Origin of the sequence: Allofrancisella frigidaquae, from assembly GCF_012222825.1 — a bacterium.
GTDB lineage: Bacteria > Pseudomonadota > Gammaproteobacteria > Francisellales > Francisellaceae > Francisella > Francisella frigidaquae.
Window position 1 is genome coordinate 809099 of the sequence record NZ_CP038017.1, and the last position, 18633, is coordinate 827731.

The window sequence follows — 18633 nt, forward strand, 5'->3', positions numbered from 1 at the left end:
TGCTCGATTTACTCGCATAGCTCAGTTGGTTAGAGTACTACCTTGACATGGTAGGGGTCACTGGTTCGAATCCAGTTGCGAGTACCACAGACAGTGGTTTTTTTTCATAAATTGCCTACAGTGAATTTTCTTTTATTTCTAGTTTATTTTCTGAGCAATTGTTTTGTCCTTACACTTATTACGCCGCAAAGCATTGCATAAAAGGCATTAATTAATACTGGTACTATATAACCAAATATTATAAAAAATATAGCATCAATATGAAGAACCACTTCCGATGAAGAGACTTGTAGATATGATTGAGCCCAAGCTATAAATTCTTCACTAAAAAATAAAGTAGGAGCTACTTGGATTTTAGTTGTAAAAACTATGTTGCATAAAGCTCCTACAAAGATTCCTGGATCAGTTATCAGATTAGTATAATCAAGGTTGCTTATTTTAAATAACTTATAGTATACAATTTGTAAATGGTTGTATTCGCATAATATGAATACTGCAAAAAAAACTACTATATAAATCCTGAAATTTACAGGTGGTAGTTTATTTATTAGATAAAGTTTGATAGCTAGTAAAACCATGATTGTAGCTATGAAAGCACTAGTAAAGAATATTGCATTTATGTAAGAGCATAACACTAGCATAAATGAACAAAAAATCATCCAATTGAAAAGTTTCCATATCTTAGGTTTTAGATAATTTTCAGTATTAATATCTAATAAATCTCTATCTTTAGTCATTGTAATTAAATGTTTTATTAACAAATTAGCAATTATGGGCTTTTAAAAATCCTTTTAAAAGATTATAGTATACAAAATATCAAAAATAATTAAAACTATGAAAAAAACTATAACTATACTAATAGTAGGGATAATTTGTTGGGGCAGTGTATCTGCTATGGGAAAGCATAACACACCTTCGTTAGATCAATATAGAACAAAGATTACCAATATTGATCAAGAAATTATTAGGCTAATAGCCCAAAGAGAACAAATAGTAAAACAAGTAGGTAAATATAAGAAAAAACATAACTTAGCTGTATATGACCCAGACAGAGAAGCAAAGCTTAAAAAAACTCATGAAGCTATAGCTATGCAGTATGATGTTTCGCCTGAGCTTGTAAATAATGTCTTTGATGTGATAATCTCAAACTCCAGAGATTTAGAGAAAAAAGTTTAAAAGTATATAATAAAAAAAAGGAAAATATAATGAACAGCATTTATGATTTTAAATTAACAGCAAACGACGGTTCAGACTTTTACCTACCTAAGGATAAAGTTTTATTGGTGGTGAATGTAGCTAGTAAATGTGGCTTTACGAAGCAATATAAAGGTTTACAGTATTTGTATGAAAAATACCCTGATTTAGAGGTTATAGCCTTTCCTTGTAATTCATTCGGTGGTCAAGAACCAGGAACTGATGTTGAGATTAAAGATTTTTGTGAGACTAACTATAATGTAACGTTTCCAATTATGAAAAAAACAAACGTTAATGGTAAAGACGCAGAACCATTGTTTGTGTATTTAAAAGAACATGCTAAAGGTGTGCTTGGTACAGAAAGAATAAAATGGAACTTTACAAAATTTCTTATAAGTAAAGATGGTGAAACTATAGAGAGATTTGCACCTAAGGATATGCCGGAAGATCTTATCCCAGATATCGAAAATTTTATAAAAGACTGATTTTTTATTCATCACTAAATTCCTTTAGAAATTATATAAATAGTAATTTATTGCAATCTTGATCATATTGCTCATAGGTATATACCAATTTATTCCTACAAATACACCATTATTTACTCTATTATATTCAATAAAGCTCTAAATTAAACTCGCCAAAGCTATGTGTTTTCTTACTCAAAAGCAAAATCGTAATATAGAAGAATATGCTATTGCTAAGGGTATAAACCTTATAGAATACGCTTCTGATGAAATAGTCAAGCATATAATGGCAAAATTCTCACAAGATACAAAAATACTTTTTATAGTCGGCGCTGGTAACAATGGTAGTGATGCTATCGCTGCAGCTATCAAACTTTATAACAAAAATTATAATGTTAATGTCTATAGAGTCTTCCAAAAAGCCCACCCAGAAAATCAAAACTATTACCTTGAATTTTTTAAACTTAAATCTCCATTGGTAAACATGCCTAATATTAGTAATTATGATGTAGTTGTAGATGGTATATTTGGTATAGGGCTTGATAGGGATTTACAAAGTGATATTTCAGAAATCGTTAAAGCTATAAATAGCAAATCTAAATATACATTAGCTATAGATGTTCCTAGTGGATTAGGTGCTTTTAATGCTAAAGTATATAAAGAGGCAATTTTAGCAGATGAAACTATTACGTTTTTAGCAGATAAACAAGGCTTGCATACTGCAGAGGGTTTAGATTATGCAGGTAAGGTCACAGTTGCAAAGCTAATAGATAGTTCGTTTATAAAGTTAATACCAACACCTTACCAAGTTTATAAAAATAAAATTCAAGATATAAATCTAGATATTATCTTAAGAAAGAAGAAAAACACTAATAAAGGTAGCTATGGTAGCCTAGCAATAGTTGGTGGTAATATAGGCATGAATGGAGCATTACAGCTAGCTGGAATTAGTGCTTTATATAGTGGTTGTGGTAAAGTCACATTAACACCATTAGATATTGACTTTAGCCCTGATATTACTACACCTGAGCTTATGACCAAAGATTTAGAAAGTACTATTAAAAAAATAGTAACTTATACTAGTTTAGCTTTGGGTATAGGGTTTGACACAACTAAATATTCTCAAGAAATTCTAGAGAAAATCATAGATAACCTAATCCAACCAGCTATATTTGATGCTGATGCATTAAATATAATTGCTAAAAATCCACAAATTAGAGAAAAATTTATAAAACTAAAAAATAAGATAATAACACCACACCCAGCAGAGGCAGCTAGATTACTGGATTGTAGTACCCAGAATATTCAAGATGACAGATTTGAAGCAGTTAGAAAGCTAGCACAAAAGTATAATTCAACTGTAGTACTAAAAGGAGCTGGTAGTTTAATCTGCCAGGAAAATATTATTTATATAAATTCCACTGGTAATCAAGGAATGGCAGTAGCAGGGCAAGGCGACGTTTTATCTGGGATTATAGGGGCATTTTTAGCTCAAGGTTTAGACACTTTATCAGCAAGTAGGTTGGCTGTATATGTCCATGGCTTAGCAGGTGATAACTTGGCTAAAAAATTTGGTGGTTATATAGGCGTCTTGCCTAGTAGGGTAGCTAGGGAAGTTTGTAAGGTTTTGAATAAGCAGATAGAGAGGCCTTAAAAAAATGTAAAAATTAAAGACTTTATAACCCATTCTATGTAAAATAAATTTACTGTCAATTTTTTCAATACGGTCAAAATATCTTTTATGTTTAAAAATAAACCAAATGAATTAGATGAACTAAATGGAATTATTAAAGAATTTATTACATATATTTATAAATTTCCAAATGATTTTTCCAAGATCTTGATTAGAACTGCAGAAAATGCAATTAGAGAGCATGAAGGTTATGGTGTGTATAAGACATTTTTCAATACCATAGGAGATAATAACAGTAAAATTAGACAAGCATTATTAGATCATAATAAAAAAATGAATACATTCCCTCCATTAAAGCCTTTAGCTAATCCAAATAATATAAATATTGATAACCTGCCAAATGAGGCACCACGAAAAGATTTATTTAACGAGTGTATCTCCACAACTGTATTTATTGGTTCTATAGGGAATTTTAACGTTGGAGGTATGCTTTACGATACATCGTCGTTTAATACTAAGTTTTATGCTGAATTACTGACAAATACTATTATTCCTAATATTTATAAGTCAGTAATCTCTCAAAAGGCAAGCAAAATTCATAATATTCTTTTAAACTACCTTCCTAGTGATGGGATTATTGAAATAGATGAAGAAATTTCTCCTAGCAATAAAAAACCTAGTGTCTCCCTAAGTGGTATGGACGAACATAAAGCCCGTATGGAAAAAATTTTAAAGGGGCTTATAACTAAGCTTGATAACCAGATTCAAAACAATCCTCCTCCAAAAGGTAAAAGCGCTGCTGATGAGCTTGCTGAACTTGAAAAATTTTATAAAAATAATATATTAAAAGATCTCTGATTAACTTTATGAAATTACTAATAATGGATTGCTATAATAGTTGTTAAACGGAAATAGCAGAAAGGTCTAGCAGTATCCTAACTCTAGCCTTGCTCTTCTATTGAACTAGTACTTTCATTTTTTAAAGGTTTCTTACTCTTTTTAACTTTAGTAAAAGGCTTTTCAGAAAACTTCATAGCTGGTTTAGTTATAAGTTGACCATTTTGATTTTCACCATACCATTTTTTATCTTCTTTGATATCAGTTTTAAATTCTTTTAAAAGCAGTAAGTATTTTTTCCAGCATTCTGCTTTTTCAGAAGGAGTCCTGCCATCATCTACAGTGATTTTTTGCCATGTTTTTGCATTATCTTTAGAAACTTGGTAAGTGATCAAACAGTAGTTACTAGGTTGAGTTATTGCAACTTCTTGTTTGGAAGATTCTTCTACTTTAACTGCCTTTATAAAATGGTATATAAGGAAGGATGTAATTATTATGATAGTTAAAACTATAGTTATGACTAATTTTTTTTTCATTTTCCGCTCTATAATAATTATATTTGTTAGCAATTATATACTAATTAAGTATAAATACGATTAGTAGAGTTTATTTTAGTAGATAAAATAGTTTATAATGTTAAGTATTTTGAATAAAGAAGCGATAGCTATTTTATTGTTTATTAAAGGTAAGTATTTGTATGATTACAACAAAAGCATTACGTGATAAATTTATAGATTACTTTAAATCTAAAAATCATAGCCACCAGTCAAGTTCTTCTTTAATACCCTTTGGTGATGAAACTTTACTTTTTACTAATGCTGGGATGGTACAGTTTAAAGATGCGTTTTTAGGTATTGAAAAAAGAGATTTTTCAAGAGCTGTTACTGTACAAAAATGTCTGAGAGCTGGTGGTAAACATAATGATCTTGATAATGTTGGTTATACTGCTAGGCACCATACATTTTTTGAAATGTTAGGAAATTTCAGCTTTGGTGATTACTTTAAAAAAGAAGCTATTAGCTTTGCTTGGGAATTTTTGACTAAAGAGATTAACCTACCTATAGAAAAGCTTTGGGTAACTATTTATGCTAGTGATGATGAAGCTTTTGATATTTGGCATAAGCATATTGGTTTAGCAAAAGAAAGAATCATTAGGATAAACTCATCTGATAATTTTTGGTCAATGGGTGACACTGGACCGTGTGGTCCATGCACAGAAATTTTTTACGATCATGGAGAACATATTGCTGGTGGTTTACCTGGAACTCCTGAAGAGGATGGTGATAGATATATAGAAATATGGAATATTGTATTTATGCAATATAACCGGCATGCTGACGGTAGCATGACAGAACTACCAAAGCCGTCTGTAGATACAGGTATGGGACTTGAGCGTATAGCTGCGGTACTTCAACATGTAAATAGTAATTATGAAATTGACTTATTCCAAGCATTAATTAAGAAAGCTCAACAAGTAACTAACGCTTTAGATATAAATTCACCATCTCTAAAAGTGGTTGTAGATCATATTAGGTCATGTGCTTTTTTAATAGCTGATGGAGTATTGCCATCTAATGAAGGTAGAGGGTATGTACTTAGAAGAATCATCCGTAGAGCTATACGCCATGGTAATAAACTAGGTGCTAAAGAAGTCTTTTTCTATAAACTTGTTAACGAGCTAATAAATCAAATGGGACAAGCTTACCCAGAGCTTATTAACAAGAAAGATTTAATAGAAAAAACTTTAATTAAAGAGGAAGAATTGTTTTTAAAAACTGTTGAGAATGGTATAAAAATCTTTGAAAATGAAATACAAAATATAACAGGGGATACTATTTCTGGGGAGATAGCTTTTAAGCTATATGATACTTATGGCTTTCCTTTGGATCTAACAGCTGATATGGCAAGAGAAAAAGGTCTTAAGATCGATGAAGAAGCCTTTCAGCAGCATATGCAGCTCCAAAAACAGCGCTCTAAAGAAGCTGGAAAATTTAGTGTGGATTATAATGATGTTATTAGCTCACAGACAAAAACAGAGTTTAGAGGTTACTCAACTTTAATTGAAGATGCTAAAGTTATAGAAATATATACAGACGGTAAACTTGTTCAAAGTCTAGATAGTAGTGATAACACAGTGGTAGTTGTACTCAATAAAACACCTTTTTATGCTGAATCTGGTGGGCAAGTTAGTGATAAAGGTATATTAGAAGGAGTAGGTTTAGAATTTATTGTTGAGGATGTACAAAAATCAGGTCCAGCAATTTTGCATATAGGTAAACTAGTAAAAGGTTCTCTAAATATCAATGATGAAGTCACTGCAAGGGTGAATGATAAAATAAGAATAGCTACAGCAGCTAATCATAGTGCTACTCATTTACTACATAAAACACTAAAAATTATATTAGGTAACCATGTAGAACAAAAAGGCTCATTGGTTGACGCTAAAAGATTAAGATTTGACTTTGTTCATGATCAAGCTATATCACGTCAGCAAATTCAAGAAATTGAAATTTTAGTAAATGCTCAAATCAGAGCTAACTTTTTGGTTTCTGTTATTGAAACTACTCAAGAAAAAGCAAAAGCAATGGGTGCAGAAGCACTATTTGGAGAAAAATATGGTGATATAGTACGTGTGATATCTATAGGAGATTTTTCTACAGAATTATGTGGAGGCACTCATGTTAATCGTACAGGAGAGATTGGATTATTCAAAATAGTATCAGAAAGCGGCATAGCCGCAGGTGTCCGCAGAATAGAAGCAGTAACAGCCGATCAAGCTATTAAAAATACTCTAGAGGCAGAAAATTTGCTTTTTAACATTAAAAATACTCTAAAATGTAATGATATTAATATCCTTAGCAAACTATATTCTTTACAAGAACAACTAAAAACTCAAGAGAAGCTAATTTCCAAGTTAAAGAAAGATCTTTTATCAGGTTCAAATAGTTCTATAAAAGAAACCAAATATGATGATATAACTTTAATTATAGCAAATATTAATGACGTTGATATAAAAACACTGCGTGAAAAAGTAGATGACTATAAAGCAAAAAATGATAAAGTCGTAGTGGTACTTAGCACTATAATTGCTGGTAAGGTTCAGTTTGTAGTAGGCGTAAGCAAATCTATTACCTCTTTAATAAAAGCTGGAGACATTGCCAAATATCTAAGTGAATACATAGATGGTAAAGGTGGTGGTAGACCAGATATGGCTCAAGGCGGTGGTAATAATTCTCAAAATATACAAATAGCTCTAGAGCTAACACAAAAATTTATTTTATCCAACTTAAACTAAGAGCAGGAAATTTTGAAATTAGTACGAAAGTATTTTTTAATAATACTACTAAATGTATTTATTCTATATACTAGCTATGCTGCAGATACTATTGCTGACTATAATCGTACGATACAACAGTCTATAAATAATTCGCCTCAATATAAGTATATAGGATATCAGCTTGATTCTCGTCAAATGAATCCAGCTATCCAGCTGGGCAGATTATTGCCAAGAATAGATATTTCTGGAACTATAAGCCAAAACAATATACTACAAGGCAGAAATAGCCAATCATACATTCAAACAGGGCCTTACAACTCAATAAAAGGTTTAGTCAGTTTAACCCAACCTTTATATGATTATGGTGCCTATAAAGATTTACAATCTGCCCAAGAAACAGCACAATTTGCTCAGCAAGACTACAGAACAAATTATCAACAATTTTTGTATGATGTTAGTTATGCTTATTTTAATTTAGCTAAAGCTATAAAGAATGTTGAGTACACAGCATATAATCGTAAAGCTGCTAAAACAAATCTAACTGAATTAGAGAATAAGTATAATGCTGGAGCAACAGATGTAGCTGATTATGAGACATCTAAAGCAAACTATTATATAGCTGATGCTGATTACGCTTCTGCAAAACGAGAAGAAAAAGTTGCTCGTGCTGAATTACGCAAATTTACTAACAATGATGATGTTGTTGTAATATACGGTAATGAATTTGAACTTAAAAACCCTTCTCCATCTTCAGAAGAAGAATGGGAAGAGCTAACTATGAGAAGTAACCCAGCATATTTAAGTTCTATACACACTAAAGAAAGTAAATTCTATAACTATCAGTCAGCAACTAGCCCATTTATGCCAAAGGTTAACTTTGAGATAAAGTATTCACCAGGTTATAATTCTATTACATCCCTAGGTAACCCAATTTTTGATAATTTTTTACCGGCAAGAGGCGCTGTTGACGCTTTTTACTTTGGAATAAATTTAGAATGGAACATTTTATCAGGTGGTACTAACTTTGCTGAGCTTAAAGAAGCAGCTTACAATTATCAGTCATCAGAATTTGATATGATACAAACAGGAAGGGTTGCTCAAAATGACGCTATGTATGCTTATAGATTTGTAGAGTTAAGAAAAAATAAAGTTTTTTCATTAAGAGAATCTGCTGCTAGTGCTAAGATCGCTTATGAAAAATATAAAGAAAGATATGATCAGGGTACAACTACCATTACTCAATATTTCATATTATTAAACCAATATTACCAACGCCTTATAGAGCTAAACAATGCTGAATTTGATTACATTTTAGGATTTTTAAGCTTATATAAAACTGCTGGTATATTAACTACAAAAACGGTAGAAGATTTTAATGAATGGTTGTTGTTTAATCAAAAGGTGGAGTTATAAATATGTACATATCAACCCAACTAAACTGCTTTATTACAGAAAAAGATACAAATTTGTATCCTATTTACTTGGTTAAAAAAAATAATCTTGAGAATTGGGTTACTAATCAAAACCAATTTACGCAAAAATTTATCCAAAACTCTCATTTAGGAGAAAAGCAATCGACTTTAATTATTCCTAATTCGGCTGGCGATATAGATAGAATTATATGCATAGTAACCGATGATATGTTTTCTATAGCAAACCTACCCAACCAGTTAGTTAAAGGAAATTACTATATAGAGTATTCTGAAATAAGTGATTTAGCTCTTTATTATATAGGCTTTGCATTAGGAGCTTATAGATTTGGGAAATACCTTTCTTCAAACAAAAATGTTAATGAAGTCAAAATATTATTGCCTAATGAATACAGTTATATCTTACCGGAAATAGAAGCATGTTATATCGTTAGAGATATGATTTCTACACCAGCTGAAGATATGGGTCCAGCTGAGATATCAGCAATTATAAAAAAAATAGCTAATAAATTTAATGCTAGTTTTGATGAAGTAGTAGGTCAAGAACTTGCTAATCAGGGTTATATGGGTATTTATAGTGTAGGAAAAGCAAGCCATAGAGAACCTCGTTTAATTAGGCTAAACTGGGGCAATAAAGAAAATCCTAGAATCTCTATAGTTGGTAAAGGTGTAGCTTTTGATACAGGTGGTTTAGATATAAAACCTGCTTCTGCTATGCAACTTATGCACAAAGATATGGGTGGAGCTGCTAATGCTATTGGTTTGGCTTATATAATTATGAAACATCAACTACCAGTACGCTTAAGTTTAAGTATACCAGCTGTAGAAAACTCTATAGATGCTAAATCCTTCCGTCCAAGTGATATCATAAAAATGAAAAATGGTACTACTGTTCAAGTTACGAACACTGATGCTGAAGGTAGGTTAATATTAGCAGAACCTCTCTACGAGGAATCACAAAAAAATTTGGATTTATTATTAGATTTTACGACCTTAACAGGAGCTGCTAGAGTTGCAGTAGGAACTGAAATCTCTGCATTCTTTAGTAACAATGATACCACCGCTAGCGAACTATACACCCATAGTCAAAGTACTCAAGATTCCATTTGGAGGCTTCCATTAGCTACTTGCTACAAAAAAAACCTAAAAAGTGACTTTGCAGACTTAGTACATGCCGATTTATCGCCATATGCAGGAGCTACTAAAGCAGCTTTATTTCTAGAGCATTTTTTAGGAGACAATCCACCAAACTGGATTCATTTTGATATAATGGCGTGGAATTTATCTTCTACAGCTGGTAAGCCAGTTGGTGGTGAAATGATGGCTGTTAGAGCAGTTTTTGCTATGTTAAAAACCAAATATTCAAAAAAATAAATTATTTTTCTAAAATTTTATGGAGGCATTTTAGTCATGACACAATCAATATTAGAGCAGTTAAAAAAAGTATCTAGAGTAGTTGCAGATACTGGAGATTTTGAACTAATCAAAAAATATAAACCAGTTGATGCAACCACAAACCCAAGCTTAATTTTAAAAGCTGTAAAAGACAAAAAATATGAGTATCTATTGGAAAAATCTATTTCTCAAGTTAAACAGAACTTTCCTACTCTTGGTCAAGAAACGTTAATACAAGAAGCATTAATAGAAATACTAGTGGTTTTTGGATCTAAGATATTAGAAGTTATCGAAGGAAAAGTATCTAGTGAGGTTGACGCAAGAGTTTCTTTTAGCACTGCAAAAACTATTGATTATGCAAAAAAAATAATATCTAGGTATGAGCAAAATAATATTTCTAAAGATAGAGTCTTAATCAAGATAGCAGCAACTTGGGAAGGTATCAAAGCTGCTAAGATTCTAGAAAAAGAGGGTATCAACTGTAACTTGACTCTTATATTTGACAAAGCTCAAGCTCAAGCATGCGCTGAAGCTGGTGTATATCTAATTTCACCTTTTGTCGGTAGAATTACAGACTGGCAAGTTAAAGAGAATAATTTAAGTGAGTTTCCAGCTGTTGAAGGAGATCTTGGTATTAATTCTGTTAAAAGTATTTATCAACTATATAAAACTCATGGTTTTAAAACTATAGTCATGGGTGCTAGTTTTAGAAATACTAATCAAGTCATGGCTTTATCTGGATGTGATGCTTTAACGATTTCACCAGCGCTACTAGAAGAATTAGCAAACAAATATGAAAAATTGGATACTAGTTTGTCTAACAGTATCGAAGTTATAAAACAAACTCCAACTCTTACAGAAGCTGAGTTTCGCTGGCAATTAAATCAAAATTCAATGGCTACAAACAAATTAGCTGAAGGGATCCGTTTATTTGCAAAGGACACTATAGAACTAGAAGATATTATTAAAAAGAGTTTTTAACCAAACTTGTGGAGATAAGTGATGAAAAAAAAACTTTTAGTATCAATGTTATTTTGTAGCTTAGCATCGCTTGGGTTTAGCGATTTGTCTAATAGTGTAGACGTTAATAGTTATATCAATGAAATGCCACCTAAAAAAGTACAGTCTCCTAAGCAACTAAACAATAATATGAAAGATATAGAATCTCAACGTAAGAAAATAAAAAAAATGAAACCAAAAATTAAAGAAAATAACATAGATGGGGGACAACAAGAAATTGATAATATGCCGCCTTCAATCAGACCAAAGGGGATGCCACCACATCGAAAAATCGATGATCAACAAAAGGGCGCAGATGATGAATATAGCAATTTAACTACAAATCTACAACCCCCAAAAAAACAAGTGTCTGAAAATATGCAACACAATTTGAATCTACTTTCTGATGAGGATAGAAAGCTAAACCGACAAATGATGTTCGATGGACCACAAGAAGGTTTCCAAAACAATAAACCCAGAGGTATTTAAATGTTGTAGTAATTGACAGCACTAATGTTAATCTATTTTACACTTATTAATTCCATTTTCTTTAAATAACGTTTTCTATACGCCATAAAAAATAATACTGGCAATAAAGCTATTATTAGAGAGATAGACAAAGAAATTATAAATTCTATCGGGTTATCATACATATTATCTGGTGGAACAAATCCAACCAATATACATATTGTAGTACCCATAATTCCAGCTGCACAAACAACCAGCATTCCAAACTTACCAAATGGAATACGAAAGTCTTCTTCATTTTTTAGAGGCGTTTTATTTTGTAGCTTTAATTTGATAGCTGCTAAAAACATTACTAAATACATTAAAGAATATATCTGTGTACTAAGAGCTGTTAATAACCAATAATAAGCTTGAACAGAAGGAACTAATTCAAGTAGAAAACATATTATAGTCATAATAATTGCTTGTAAAATTAAGATGCCATTAGGTACATCATGTTTATTGGTTTTATCTAAAATTTTCGGTAAAAAATGGCTATCTGCAGCTTGTAGCAAACCTCTTGCTGGGGATATCATCCAATTAATCATAGAACCAACTGATCCTACAATTATCATTATACCCAACAGATAGTAAAAAAATATCGGAATACTAAAGCTATCTAAGTACACTTTAAAAGCTTTAATAGTACCATGAACAACATCTATATCTGACTGAGGAAAAATAATACTAACTGCTAACGCGCCTAATATCATAGTAAAAATTATAAACACTGTAGATATTAACAAAGCTAATGGAAAATTTTTTTTAGGGTTGGCAACTTTTGTAATGTGAACCGTTGCTAACTCTAGTCCTAAAAATGAAGCTATGATGGCTGTTAAACCCATCCATGAATCAGTAGAGTTTAAGCTAGGAGTCAAATTATCTAAACTAAAGTGTAACTGAGTAGGGTAGTTAGAAGTTAACCATATCAAAGCGAATATTACCATAAGCATCATTGGAATAACCATACCAAAAAACGTACAAATACTAGCAAAGATAGCAGATATCTTTAAGCCATTTAAATTAATTATAGTTAAAGACCAAAACACTATCGTTATAAATATGACCGTAAATTTTATATTTTGAGCAAAGTCAGGATTAAATAGATATGCAACAGTTCCAGCTAGAAACGTCAAAATGCTTGGAAACCAAATAAGTGTATTAATCCACTGAAACCAAATAGCTAACATTGCCATATTTGGTCCGAAAGCTTTCTTAACCCAGCCATATACCCCTTCTTCACCTTTATTTGTGTATGTAGAAGTCATTTCAGCAGATACTAAACCCACAGGAGCTAAAAATAAAATTACAGCTAAAAGAAAAAAGAAAAAGATGTAGGTACCAGAAGTTGCTGTTGATGGTAAGTTTCTAATATTATCAATTGCACCTGTCATTAATAATATTAATAATAAGATACCAATCTTTTCTTTACCAAATACTTTATTTGCCATAAAAATAAAAAACTAAAAAATTAAACATAAAAGTTATAGTACATTAAAATAACATAAATTAGTAACCTTTTAAGCAATGTATAATGGCATTACTTGGAAAAGTTTCTCTAGGATATTTAGGGCATCTTTATTACTTACTTTAATGATAAGACGATCTTCATTCTCTACAATTATATTATCAATATAAAATATAGGTGTATTATTTCTCATAACAGCTAGAATTTTTAATCCATTTGGTAATTTAACCTCAGAAATATTTTTACCTATAATAGTCGACATATTTTCTTCACCATGAACTTTTATTTCAACTAACAACTCTTCTGTACCTTCAACCTCATACATCTTAAGTATATCAACCTGAGTAAGAAAGGCCTTAATAGTTGTATATGAAAAACTATGTGGTGAAATAGATAAATCTATTAATTTTAAATCTCTAGTAATAGAGTAATATTCAGCACTATTAACAGTAGCAACTGTCTTTTTAGCACCTAGCTTCTTTGCAAGTATTGATGACATAATATTAACTTCATCGGAATTAGTAAGAGCAAAAAACATATCAGCTTCATCTATTCCTTCATTTACTAAAAGATTATTATTAATAGGATTATATTGTAGTACTGTTGATTTAGATAATTGATTTATTGCTACTTCACATTTTTTTGCACTTGGATCTATTATTTTTATTATATATCCTTTATTTTCGAGAGATTTAGCTAAAGTTATACTTGCGTGATTAATCCCGGCTATAAATATTTTTTTGATGTTCGCCTTTTTAGTTTGGAATATAGATAATATTTGAGGAGAATATGCTTTATCAGATAAGTACATTACTCTGTCTCCAGCTTTAATCAAAATATTAGGATCGTTTATGTCAAGCTTATCATCGCCTCTATATACAGATACTATATCAACCTTTACATCACCTAAACCTAAATATATATCTTTTACTGAAAAACTTATTAAAGGGGAGTTCTCTGCAACTTCAACACCAACTATTTGTACTTTTTTGTCAAAAAAATTGGATATAAAATAAGCACCTGGTAGAAAGATTAACTGTTCTAATTGTTTTGTAGTTTCAAAAAAAGATTTAATCACTAAATCAATATTGTTTAATAACTTTGGAAACCTACTATATTCGGAATCCCTGATTCTAGCTATTTTATAAGGTATTTTATATAGTTTATAAGCCATATCACATACAGCTATATTTGTAGTATCATCAGAAGTTACAGCTATTAACATGTCAGTGTCTTTAAAGTTAGCTTCCACCATTATATTAGGTTTAGTGACATCACCAATTATGGTTTGCACGTCAAAAGCAGAAGATATAAACCCTAATTTTTCCTCGTCTAAATCAATAACTGATACTTGGTGGTCTAAACTGAGTCTTTGTGTTAAATAAACACCTAGTTGTCCTGCACCTAAAATAGCAATTCTCATATATTATTGATACAATGTTTAAAAAATAATAGATTGCAAACATACTAATCTAAGGTATTAAAATAATCAAATTTTAATTTACTTTGCTAGCGTTTATTATTATCATATCAGCAAAATGATACTAAAATGGTATAGTTTGAGCAAATGTTATGCTAAAGATAAGTAAATTATTAGATTATGGACTATTGATAGTAGTTACGATCGCTAAAAATGATTCTTCTTCATATAGTGCTGCAAAAATAGCAGAGGTAACTGGCTTAAACATACCTACTATAAGAAAGTTACTAAACCTTCTTTCCTTAGCGAGTATAGTATCTTCTAAACGTGGTGTTGAAGGTGGTTATACTTTAGTTAAAAATCCTAGAGAAATATCTGTGTTAGAGGTAGTTAAAGCTGTGGAAAGTGATGTCAATATTACTGAATGTTGCGATATGCAAAAAAGCTGTAGTGTTTTAAAAAGGTGTACTGTACATAATTATTGGAAAATTATGAATAATAGGGTGTTAAGTATGCTTTCTAATACTTCAATTTATGATATCGTTAATCATAAAGAATAACTAAGAGCTAAATAAAATGAGTGCAAATTTAGATAAATTCATTGAACAAGATTATGAACATGGTTTTGTTACAAATATAGAAACTGAAACTATAGCTGCTGGCCTAAATGAGGATGTTATCAGGCTAATTTCAACTAGAAAAAACGAACCTCAATTTATGCTAGATTGGCGTCTTAAAGGATATAAAAAATGGCTAGAAATGCAAGAACCTAGCTGGGCTGATCTTAATTATCCTAAAATAGATTACCAAGCTATTAGTTATTACTCTTCTCCTAAATCTATGAAAAACCATCCTAAAAGTTTAGATGAGGTAGATCCGGAGATTATTGAAACTTATAATAAACTAGGCATTCCTTTACATGAACAAGAAATGCTAGCAGGTGTTAAAAACATAGCTGTAGATGCGGTATTTGATTCTGTATCTGTAGTGACTACATTTAAAGATAAGCTTGCTGAAGCAGGAGTAATATTCTGTCCAATATCCGAAGCTGTACAAAAGTATCCCGATTTAATCCAAAAGTATTTAGGTTCTGTAGTCCCACAAGGTGATAATTTTTTTGCAGCATTAAACTCGGCTGTATTTAGTGATGGTTCTTTTGTATATATACCAAAAGGTGTCACTTGCCCAATGGAATTATCTACATATTTTAGAATAAATGCTATAAATACAGGACAATTTGAAAGAACACTTATTATAGCTGATGAGGGTAGTTATGTAAGTTATCTAGAAGGCTGTACTGCTCCAATGAGAGATGAAAACCAACTTCACGCTGCTGTAGTTGAGCTAGTTGCTTTAAAAGGTGCTGAAATTAAATACTCTACTGTACAAAATTGGTATCCAGGTGATAAAAATGGCAAAGGTGGCATATATAATTTTGTAACCAAGAGAGGTATGTGTAAAGGTGATAATTCTAAAATTTCTTGGACACAAGTAGAAACAGGTTCTGCTATTACTTGGAAGTATCCTTCCGTGGTTTTACGAGGAGATAATTCTGTAGGCGAATTTTATTCAGTTGCTTTAACACGCCATGCTCAAAAAGCAGATACTGGTACTAAAATGATCCATATTGGTAAAAACACTAAAAGTACAATCATTTCTAAAGGAATATCAGCAGGCAGAGCATCTCAAGCATATAGAGGATTAGTTAGAATATCTCCTAATGCAGATAATGCACGAAACTTTTCTCAATGTGATTCTTTACTTATAGGACATAATTGTGGTGCTCATACTTATCCATACATTGAAAATAAAAGTAATAGCTCACAAGTAGAACACGAAGCAACCACATCTAAAATATCTGAAGATCAACTTTTTTACTGTAAGCAAAGAGGAATCTCTGAAGAGGATGCTATCGCTATGATAGTAAATGGATTTTGTAAAGAAGTTTTCAAAAAACTTCCCCTAGAATTTGCCGTTGAAGCACAAAAACTTATGGAAGTAAGCTTAGAAGGTGCTGTTGGTTAAAAAATCCAAATTAACTTAATACAAATCAATAAATAAGGTTAATAAAATGTTGTTAGAAATAGAAAATCTACATGTAAATGTTGGTGATAAACAAATTTTAAAAGGTCTAAACCTAAAAGTTAACTATGGTGAAGTCCATGCTATAATGGGACCAAATGGAGCTGGTAAAAGCACTTTAAGTAATGTTTTAGCTGGAAAAAGTGGTTATGAAATAATTCAAGGTTCTATAAAGTTTGCTGAAAAAGATATAAAAGAACTAAGTATATCTGAAAGAGCGGCAGCTGGAATTTTCTTAAGTTTACAATACCCTATTGAAATCCCTGGAGTTAGTAATGTCCAGTTTTTAAAAACTGCTATAAATAGCATTCGAAAGCAAAAGGGTGAAAATGAAATGGATGCTATTTCTTTTATGAAAAAATTAAAAGAAAACATGCAAGTTCTCAAGATTGACCAAAAATATATGTCTCGTGGAGTAAACGAAGGTTTTTCTGGTGGCGAAAAAAAACGTAATGAAATGCTTCAGCTTATGATGCTTGAGCCAAAATTAGCTATTCTGGATGAAACTGATTCTGGTTTAGATATCGATGCTTTACAAATAGTATCTCACGGTGCAAATTCTATGCGTAGTGATAATAGAAGCTTTTTAGTAATTACTCACTATCAGCGACTTTTAGATTACATACAGCCTGATTTTGTTCATGTTTTAGCGGATGGAAAAATAGTTAAAACTGGAAATAAAGACCTTGCTTTAGAATTAGAAGAGAAAGGTTATTCTTGGTTAAATAGTTAAAAAGGTTAAAAAAGATGTTAATAAACAAAAATTCTCTACCAACTATTAAACAAGAAAGCTGGAAATATACAAATCTAGCTGCTATTTACGATAAGAACAATATATCCGAAATACTTAAAGAATCTCCACAAGCTAAAGACTATCTTGAAGGTTTTAAGTTTGATACGCAAGAAAACGTTATAATCATAATTGACGGAGTTTTGGCAATTGATTATCACAATAAACTAGAGTCTATAAGTAGTTTAGAATTTAACAAAGACATAAGAGAAATGTCTAAATTAGCAATAGAAAATTCAAAACATTTTATAGTAGAAATAGCAAAAAATACTAAAGATTGTCTAAGCCTGATATTTATAAATACTGAAAATGCAAAAGGTAAGCTGACTAATATTGCTTTAAAACTGAAAATTGATATTTTCGCTAGTTTGAATTTGGATATTGATTTTGTGAATTTGACTTCAAATTCGGCTACCAATTTATTTTTAGACATAGAGTTAGCTGAGTCAGCAAGAGTTAATTTTACAAACAATGCTGATAACTCTAATAATATAGAGTTTTTAACTACAGCAAATTATTTAGTAAATTTAGCAAAAAACTCAGAATTTAATGCCTTTAATTTATTAAATAGAGATGCTTTACTTAGAAATGATTTTGTAGCTAACCTTAATCAAGAAGGTTCAAGGTTTGATATCAGAGGGCTTTATTTGCTCAACAACCAAGCTATTGCTAATACTACTTTTCTTGTTAATCATAATGCTTCTAATACTTACAGTAATGTAAACTTTCGTGGAGTAGTTAATGGAAATTCGAAAGCTTGGTTTAATGCTAAAGCAGTAGTTGCTAAAGACGTTAAACAAATTCAAGCTTTTCAAAATAATAAAAATATTCAATTAAGTAACAAGGCTGAAATAAATACTAAACCTGAGTTGGTAATTTATTCTGATGATGTTGTTTGTACTCATGGAGCAACAATAGGGGAGTTAGATAAAGAAGCTTTGTTCTATCTACAATCTAGAGGACTTCCTTTGCATGATGCACAACATTTATTGTTAGAAAGTTTCGTTAAATCCCAATTAACAGCCGATGATTTTCCTTTTGATAATGAAATAATAGAAGAGATTTTAGAGTCATTAGATAGTGTATTGGATTCAGTTATATAAAACTCGGCTATAATTCTATTTACTCTATTAATTA

At 30.9% G+C, this 18633-nt stretch carries 17 protein-coding genes and 1 tRNA gene; 14 read left to right on the forward strand and 4 right to left on the reverse strand.

From position 1 onward, the window contains the following. The first annotated feature begins 10 nt into the window (after positions 1-10). Positions 11-87: transfer RNA gene (locus tag E3E15_RS03760), tRNA-Val, on the forward strand. A gap of 56 nt (positions 88-143) precedes the next feature. Here E3E15_RS03760 and E3E15_RS07900 read toward each other — a convergent pair. After that, positions 144-737, reverse strand: a complete 594-nt coding sequence (locus E3E15_RS07900; RefSeq protein ID WP_245313676.1) for a hypothetical protein — start codon at positions 735-737, stop codon at positions 144-146. Positions 738-834: 97 nt separating this feature from the next. On the opposite strand from E3E15_RS07900, the gene E3E15_RS03770 reads away from it, so the two are divergent. From E3E15_RS03770 to E3E15_RS03785, 4 genes are all read left to right on the forward strand, one after another. Then, positions 835-1176, forward strand: a complete 342-nt coding sequence (locus E3E15_RS03770) for a chorismate mutase (RefSeq protein ID WP_035719046.1) — start codon at positions 835-837, stop codon at positions 1174-1176. A 29-nt stretch (positions 1177-1205) separates the two neighbouring features. Continuing rightward, positions 1206-1679, forward strand: coding sequence for a glutathione peroxidase (locus E3E15_RS03775; RefSeq protein ID WP_035719047.1), 474 nt, complete (start codon positions 1206-1208; stop codon positions 1677-1679). Positions 1680-1839: 160 nt separating this feature from the next. Further along, complete coding sequence (locus E3E15_RS03780; protein ID WP_172106632.1) at positions 1840-3312, forward strand: NAD(P)H-hydrate dehydratase; 1473 nt, start codon at positions 1840-1842, stop codon at positions 3310-3312. A gap of 87 nt (positions 3313-3399) precedes the next feature. Continuing rightward, entirely contained in the window at positions 3400-4149 is a 750-nt protein-coding gene (locus E3E15_RS03785; protein ID WP_172106633.1) for a hypothetical protein, read from the forward strand. Between the two features lie 83 nt (positions 4150-4232). Here the strand turns inward: E3E15_RS03785 and E3E15_RS03790 are convergent, their stop codons facing one another. Further along, a complete protein-coding gene (locus E3E15_RS03790; protein WP_172106634.1) occupies positions 4233-4664 on the reverse strand; it encodes a hypothetical protein in 432 nt (143 codons plus the stop codon). Between the two features lie 161 nt (positions 4665-4825). Here E3E15_RS03790 and alaS point away from each other — a divergent pair, with 161 nt between their 5' ends. Genes alaS through E3E15_RS03815 form a run of 5 tightly spaced genes read left to right on the forward strand, consistent with a single transcriptional unit; the run spans position 4826 to position 11718 of the window. Beyond that, entirely contained in the window at positions 4826-7423 is a 2598-nt protein-coding gene (gene alaS / locus E3E15_RS03795) for an alanine--tRNA ligase (protein WP_172106635.1), read from the forward strand. A gap of 12 nt (positions 7424-7435) precedes the next feature. Beyond that, complete coding sequence (locus tag E3E15_RS03800; protein WP_172106636.1) at positions 7436-8818, forward strand: TolC family protein; 1383 nt, start codon at positions 7436-7438, stop codon at positions 8816-8818. 2 nt (positions 8819-8820) lie between these two features. Continuing rightward, a complete protein-coding gene (locus E3E15_RS03805; RefSeq protein WP_172106637.1) occupies positions 8821-10209 on the forward strand; it encodes a M17 family metallopeptidase in 1389 nt (462 codons plus the stop codon). Positions 10210-10245: 36 nt separating this feature from the next. Then, the gene (gene tal, locus E3E15_RS03810; RefSeq protein ID WP_172106638.1) at positions 10246-11211 is read left to right on the forward strand and encodes a transaldolase; all 966 of its coding nucleotides are present in this window, start codon (positions 10246-10248) and stop codon (positions 11209-11211) included. Positions 11212-11232: 21 nt separating this feature from the next. Next, entirely contained in the window at positions 11233-11718 is a 486-nt protein-coding gene (locus tag E3E15_RS03815) for a hypothetical protein (RefSeq protein WP_172106129.1), read from the forward strand. A gap of 32 nt (positions 11719-11750) precedes the next feature. Here the strand turns inward: E3E15_RS03815 and E3E15_RS03820 are convergent, their stop codons facing one another. Both E3E15_RS03820 and trkA read right to left on the reverse strand, forming a co-directional pair. After that, the gene (locus E3E15_RS03820; protein WP_035719081.1) at positions 11751-13187 is read right to left on the reverse strand and encodes an APC family permease; all 1437 of its coding nucleotides are present in this window, start codon (positions 13185-13187) and stop codon (positions 11751-11753) included. A gap of 69 nt (positions 13188-13256) precedes the next feature. After that, complete coding sequence (gene trkA, locus E3E15_RS03825) at positions 13257-14627, reverse strand: Trk system potassium transporter TrkA (RefSeq protein ID WP_172106639.1); 1371 nt, start codon at positions 14625-14627, stop codon at positions 13257-13259. Positions 14628-14776: 149 nt separating this feature from the next. On the opposite strand from trkA, the gene E3E15_RS03830 reads away from it, so the two are divergent. The 4 genes from E3E15_RS03830 to sufD are packed head-to-tail and all read left to right on the forward strand — an operon-like array spanning position 14777 to position 18599. Beyond that, positions 14777-15184, forward strand: coding sequence for an SUF system Fe-S cluster assembly regulator (locus E3E15_RS03830; protein WP_172106640.1), 408 nt, complete (start codon positions 14777-14779; stop codon positions 15182-15184). Between the two features lie 16 nt (positions 15185-15200). Then, positions 15201-16649 (forward strand): Fe-S cluster assembly protein SufB, encoded by a 1449-nt coding sequence (sufB, locus tag E3E15_RS03835; protein WP_172106641.1) that lies wholly within the window; start codon positions 15201-15203, stop codon positions 16647-16649. Between the two features lie 46 nt (positions 16650-16695). Next, positions 16696-17439 carry a Fe-S cluster assembly ATPase SufC gene (sufC, locus tag E3E15_RS03840; RefSeq protein WP_172106642.1) on the forward strand — a complete coding sequence of 248 codons (744 nt, stop codon included), beginning with the start codon at positions 16696-16698 and terminating at the stop codon, positions 17437-17439. A 14-nt stretch (positions 17440-17453) separates the two neighbouring features. Beyond that, entirely contained in the window at positions 17454-18599 is a 1146-nt protein-coding gene (gene sufD / locus E3E15_RS03845) for a Fe-S cluster assembly protein SufD (RefSeq protein WP_172106643.1), read from the forward strand. Positions 18600-18633 lie beyond the last annotated feature (34 nt).

What these genes read in the sequence shown, in the direction of transcription:
- sufC (WP_172106642.1), top strand. Translation starts at nt 16,696, where the DNA reads ATGTTGTTAGAAATAGAAAATCTACATGTAAATGTTGGTGATAAACAA.
- E3E15_RS03770 (WP_035719046.1), top strand. Translation starts at nt 835, where the DNA reads ATGAAAAAAACTATAACTATACTAATAGTAGGGATAATTTGTTGGGGC.
- E3E15_RS03820 (WP_035719081.1), bottom strand. Translation starts at nt 13,187, where the DNA reads ATGGCAAATAAAGTATTTGGTAAAGAAAAGATTGGTATCTTATTATTA.
- trkA (WP_172106639.1), bottom strand. Translation starts at nt 14,627, where the DNA reads ATGAGAATTGCTATTTTAGGTGCAGGACAACTAGGTGTTTATTTAACA.
- tal (WP_172106638.1), top strand. Translation starts at nt 10,246, where the DNA reads ATGACACAATCAATATTAGAGCAGTTAAAAAAAGTATCTAGAGTAGTT.
- E3E15_RS03790 (WP_172106634.1), bottom strand. Translation starts at nt 4,664, where the DNA reads ATGAAAAAAAAATTAGTCATAACTATAGTTTTAACTATCATAATAATT.
- alaS (WP_172106635.1), top strand. Translation starts at nt 4,826, where the DNA reads ATGATTACAACAAAAGCATTACGTGATAAATTTATAGATTACTTTAAA.
- E3E15_RS03805 (WP_172106637.1), top strand. Translation starts at nt 8,821, where the DNA reads ATGTACATATCAACCCAACTAAACTGCTTTATTACAGAAAAAGATACA.
- E3E15_RS03815 (WP_172106129.1), top strand. Translation starts at nt 11,233, where the DNA reads ATGAAAAAAAAACTTTTAGTATCAATGTTATTTTGTAGCTTAGCATCG.
- E3E15_RS03830 (WP_172106640.1), top strand. Translation starts at nt 14,777, where the DNA reads ATGCTAAAGATAAGTAAATTATTAGATTATGGACTATTGATAGTAGTT.
- sufD (WP_172106643.1), top strand. Translation starts at nt 17,454, where the DNA reads ATGTTAATAAACAAAAATTCTCTACCAACTATTAAACAAGAAAGCTGG.
- E3E15_RS03780 (WP_172106632.1), top strand. Translation starts at nt 1,840, where the DNA reads ATGTGTTTTCTTACTCAAAAGCAAAATCGTAATATAGAAGAATATGCT.
- sufB (WP_172106641.1), top strand. Translation starts at nt 15,201, where the DNA reads ATGAGTGCAAATTTAGATAAATTCATTGAACAAGATTATGAACATGGT.
- E3E15_RS07900 (WP_245313676.1), bottom strand. Translation starts at nt 737, where the DNA reads ATGACTAAAGATAGAGATTTATTAGATATTAATACTGAAAATTATCTA.
- E3E15_RS03775 (WP_035719047.1), top strand. Translation starts at nt 1,206, where the DNA reads ATGAACAGCATTTATGATTTTAAATTAACAGCAAACGACGGTTCAGAC.
- E3E15_RS03785 (WP_172106633.1), top strand. Translation starts at nt 3,400, where the DNA reads ATGTTTAAAAATAAACCAAATGAATTAGATGAACTAAATGGAATTATT.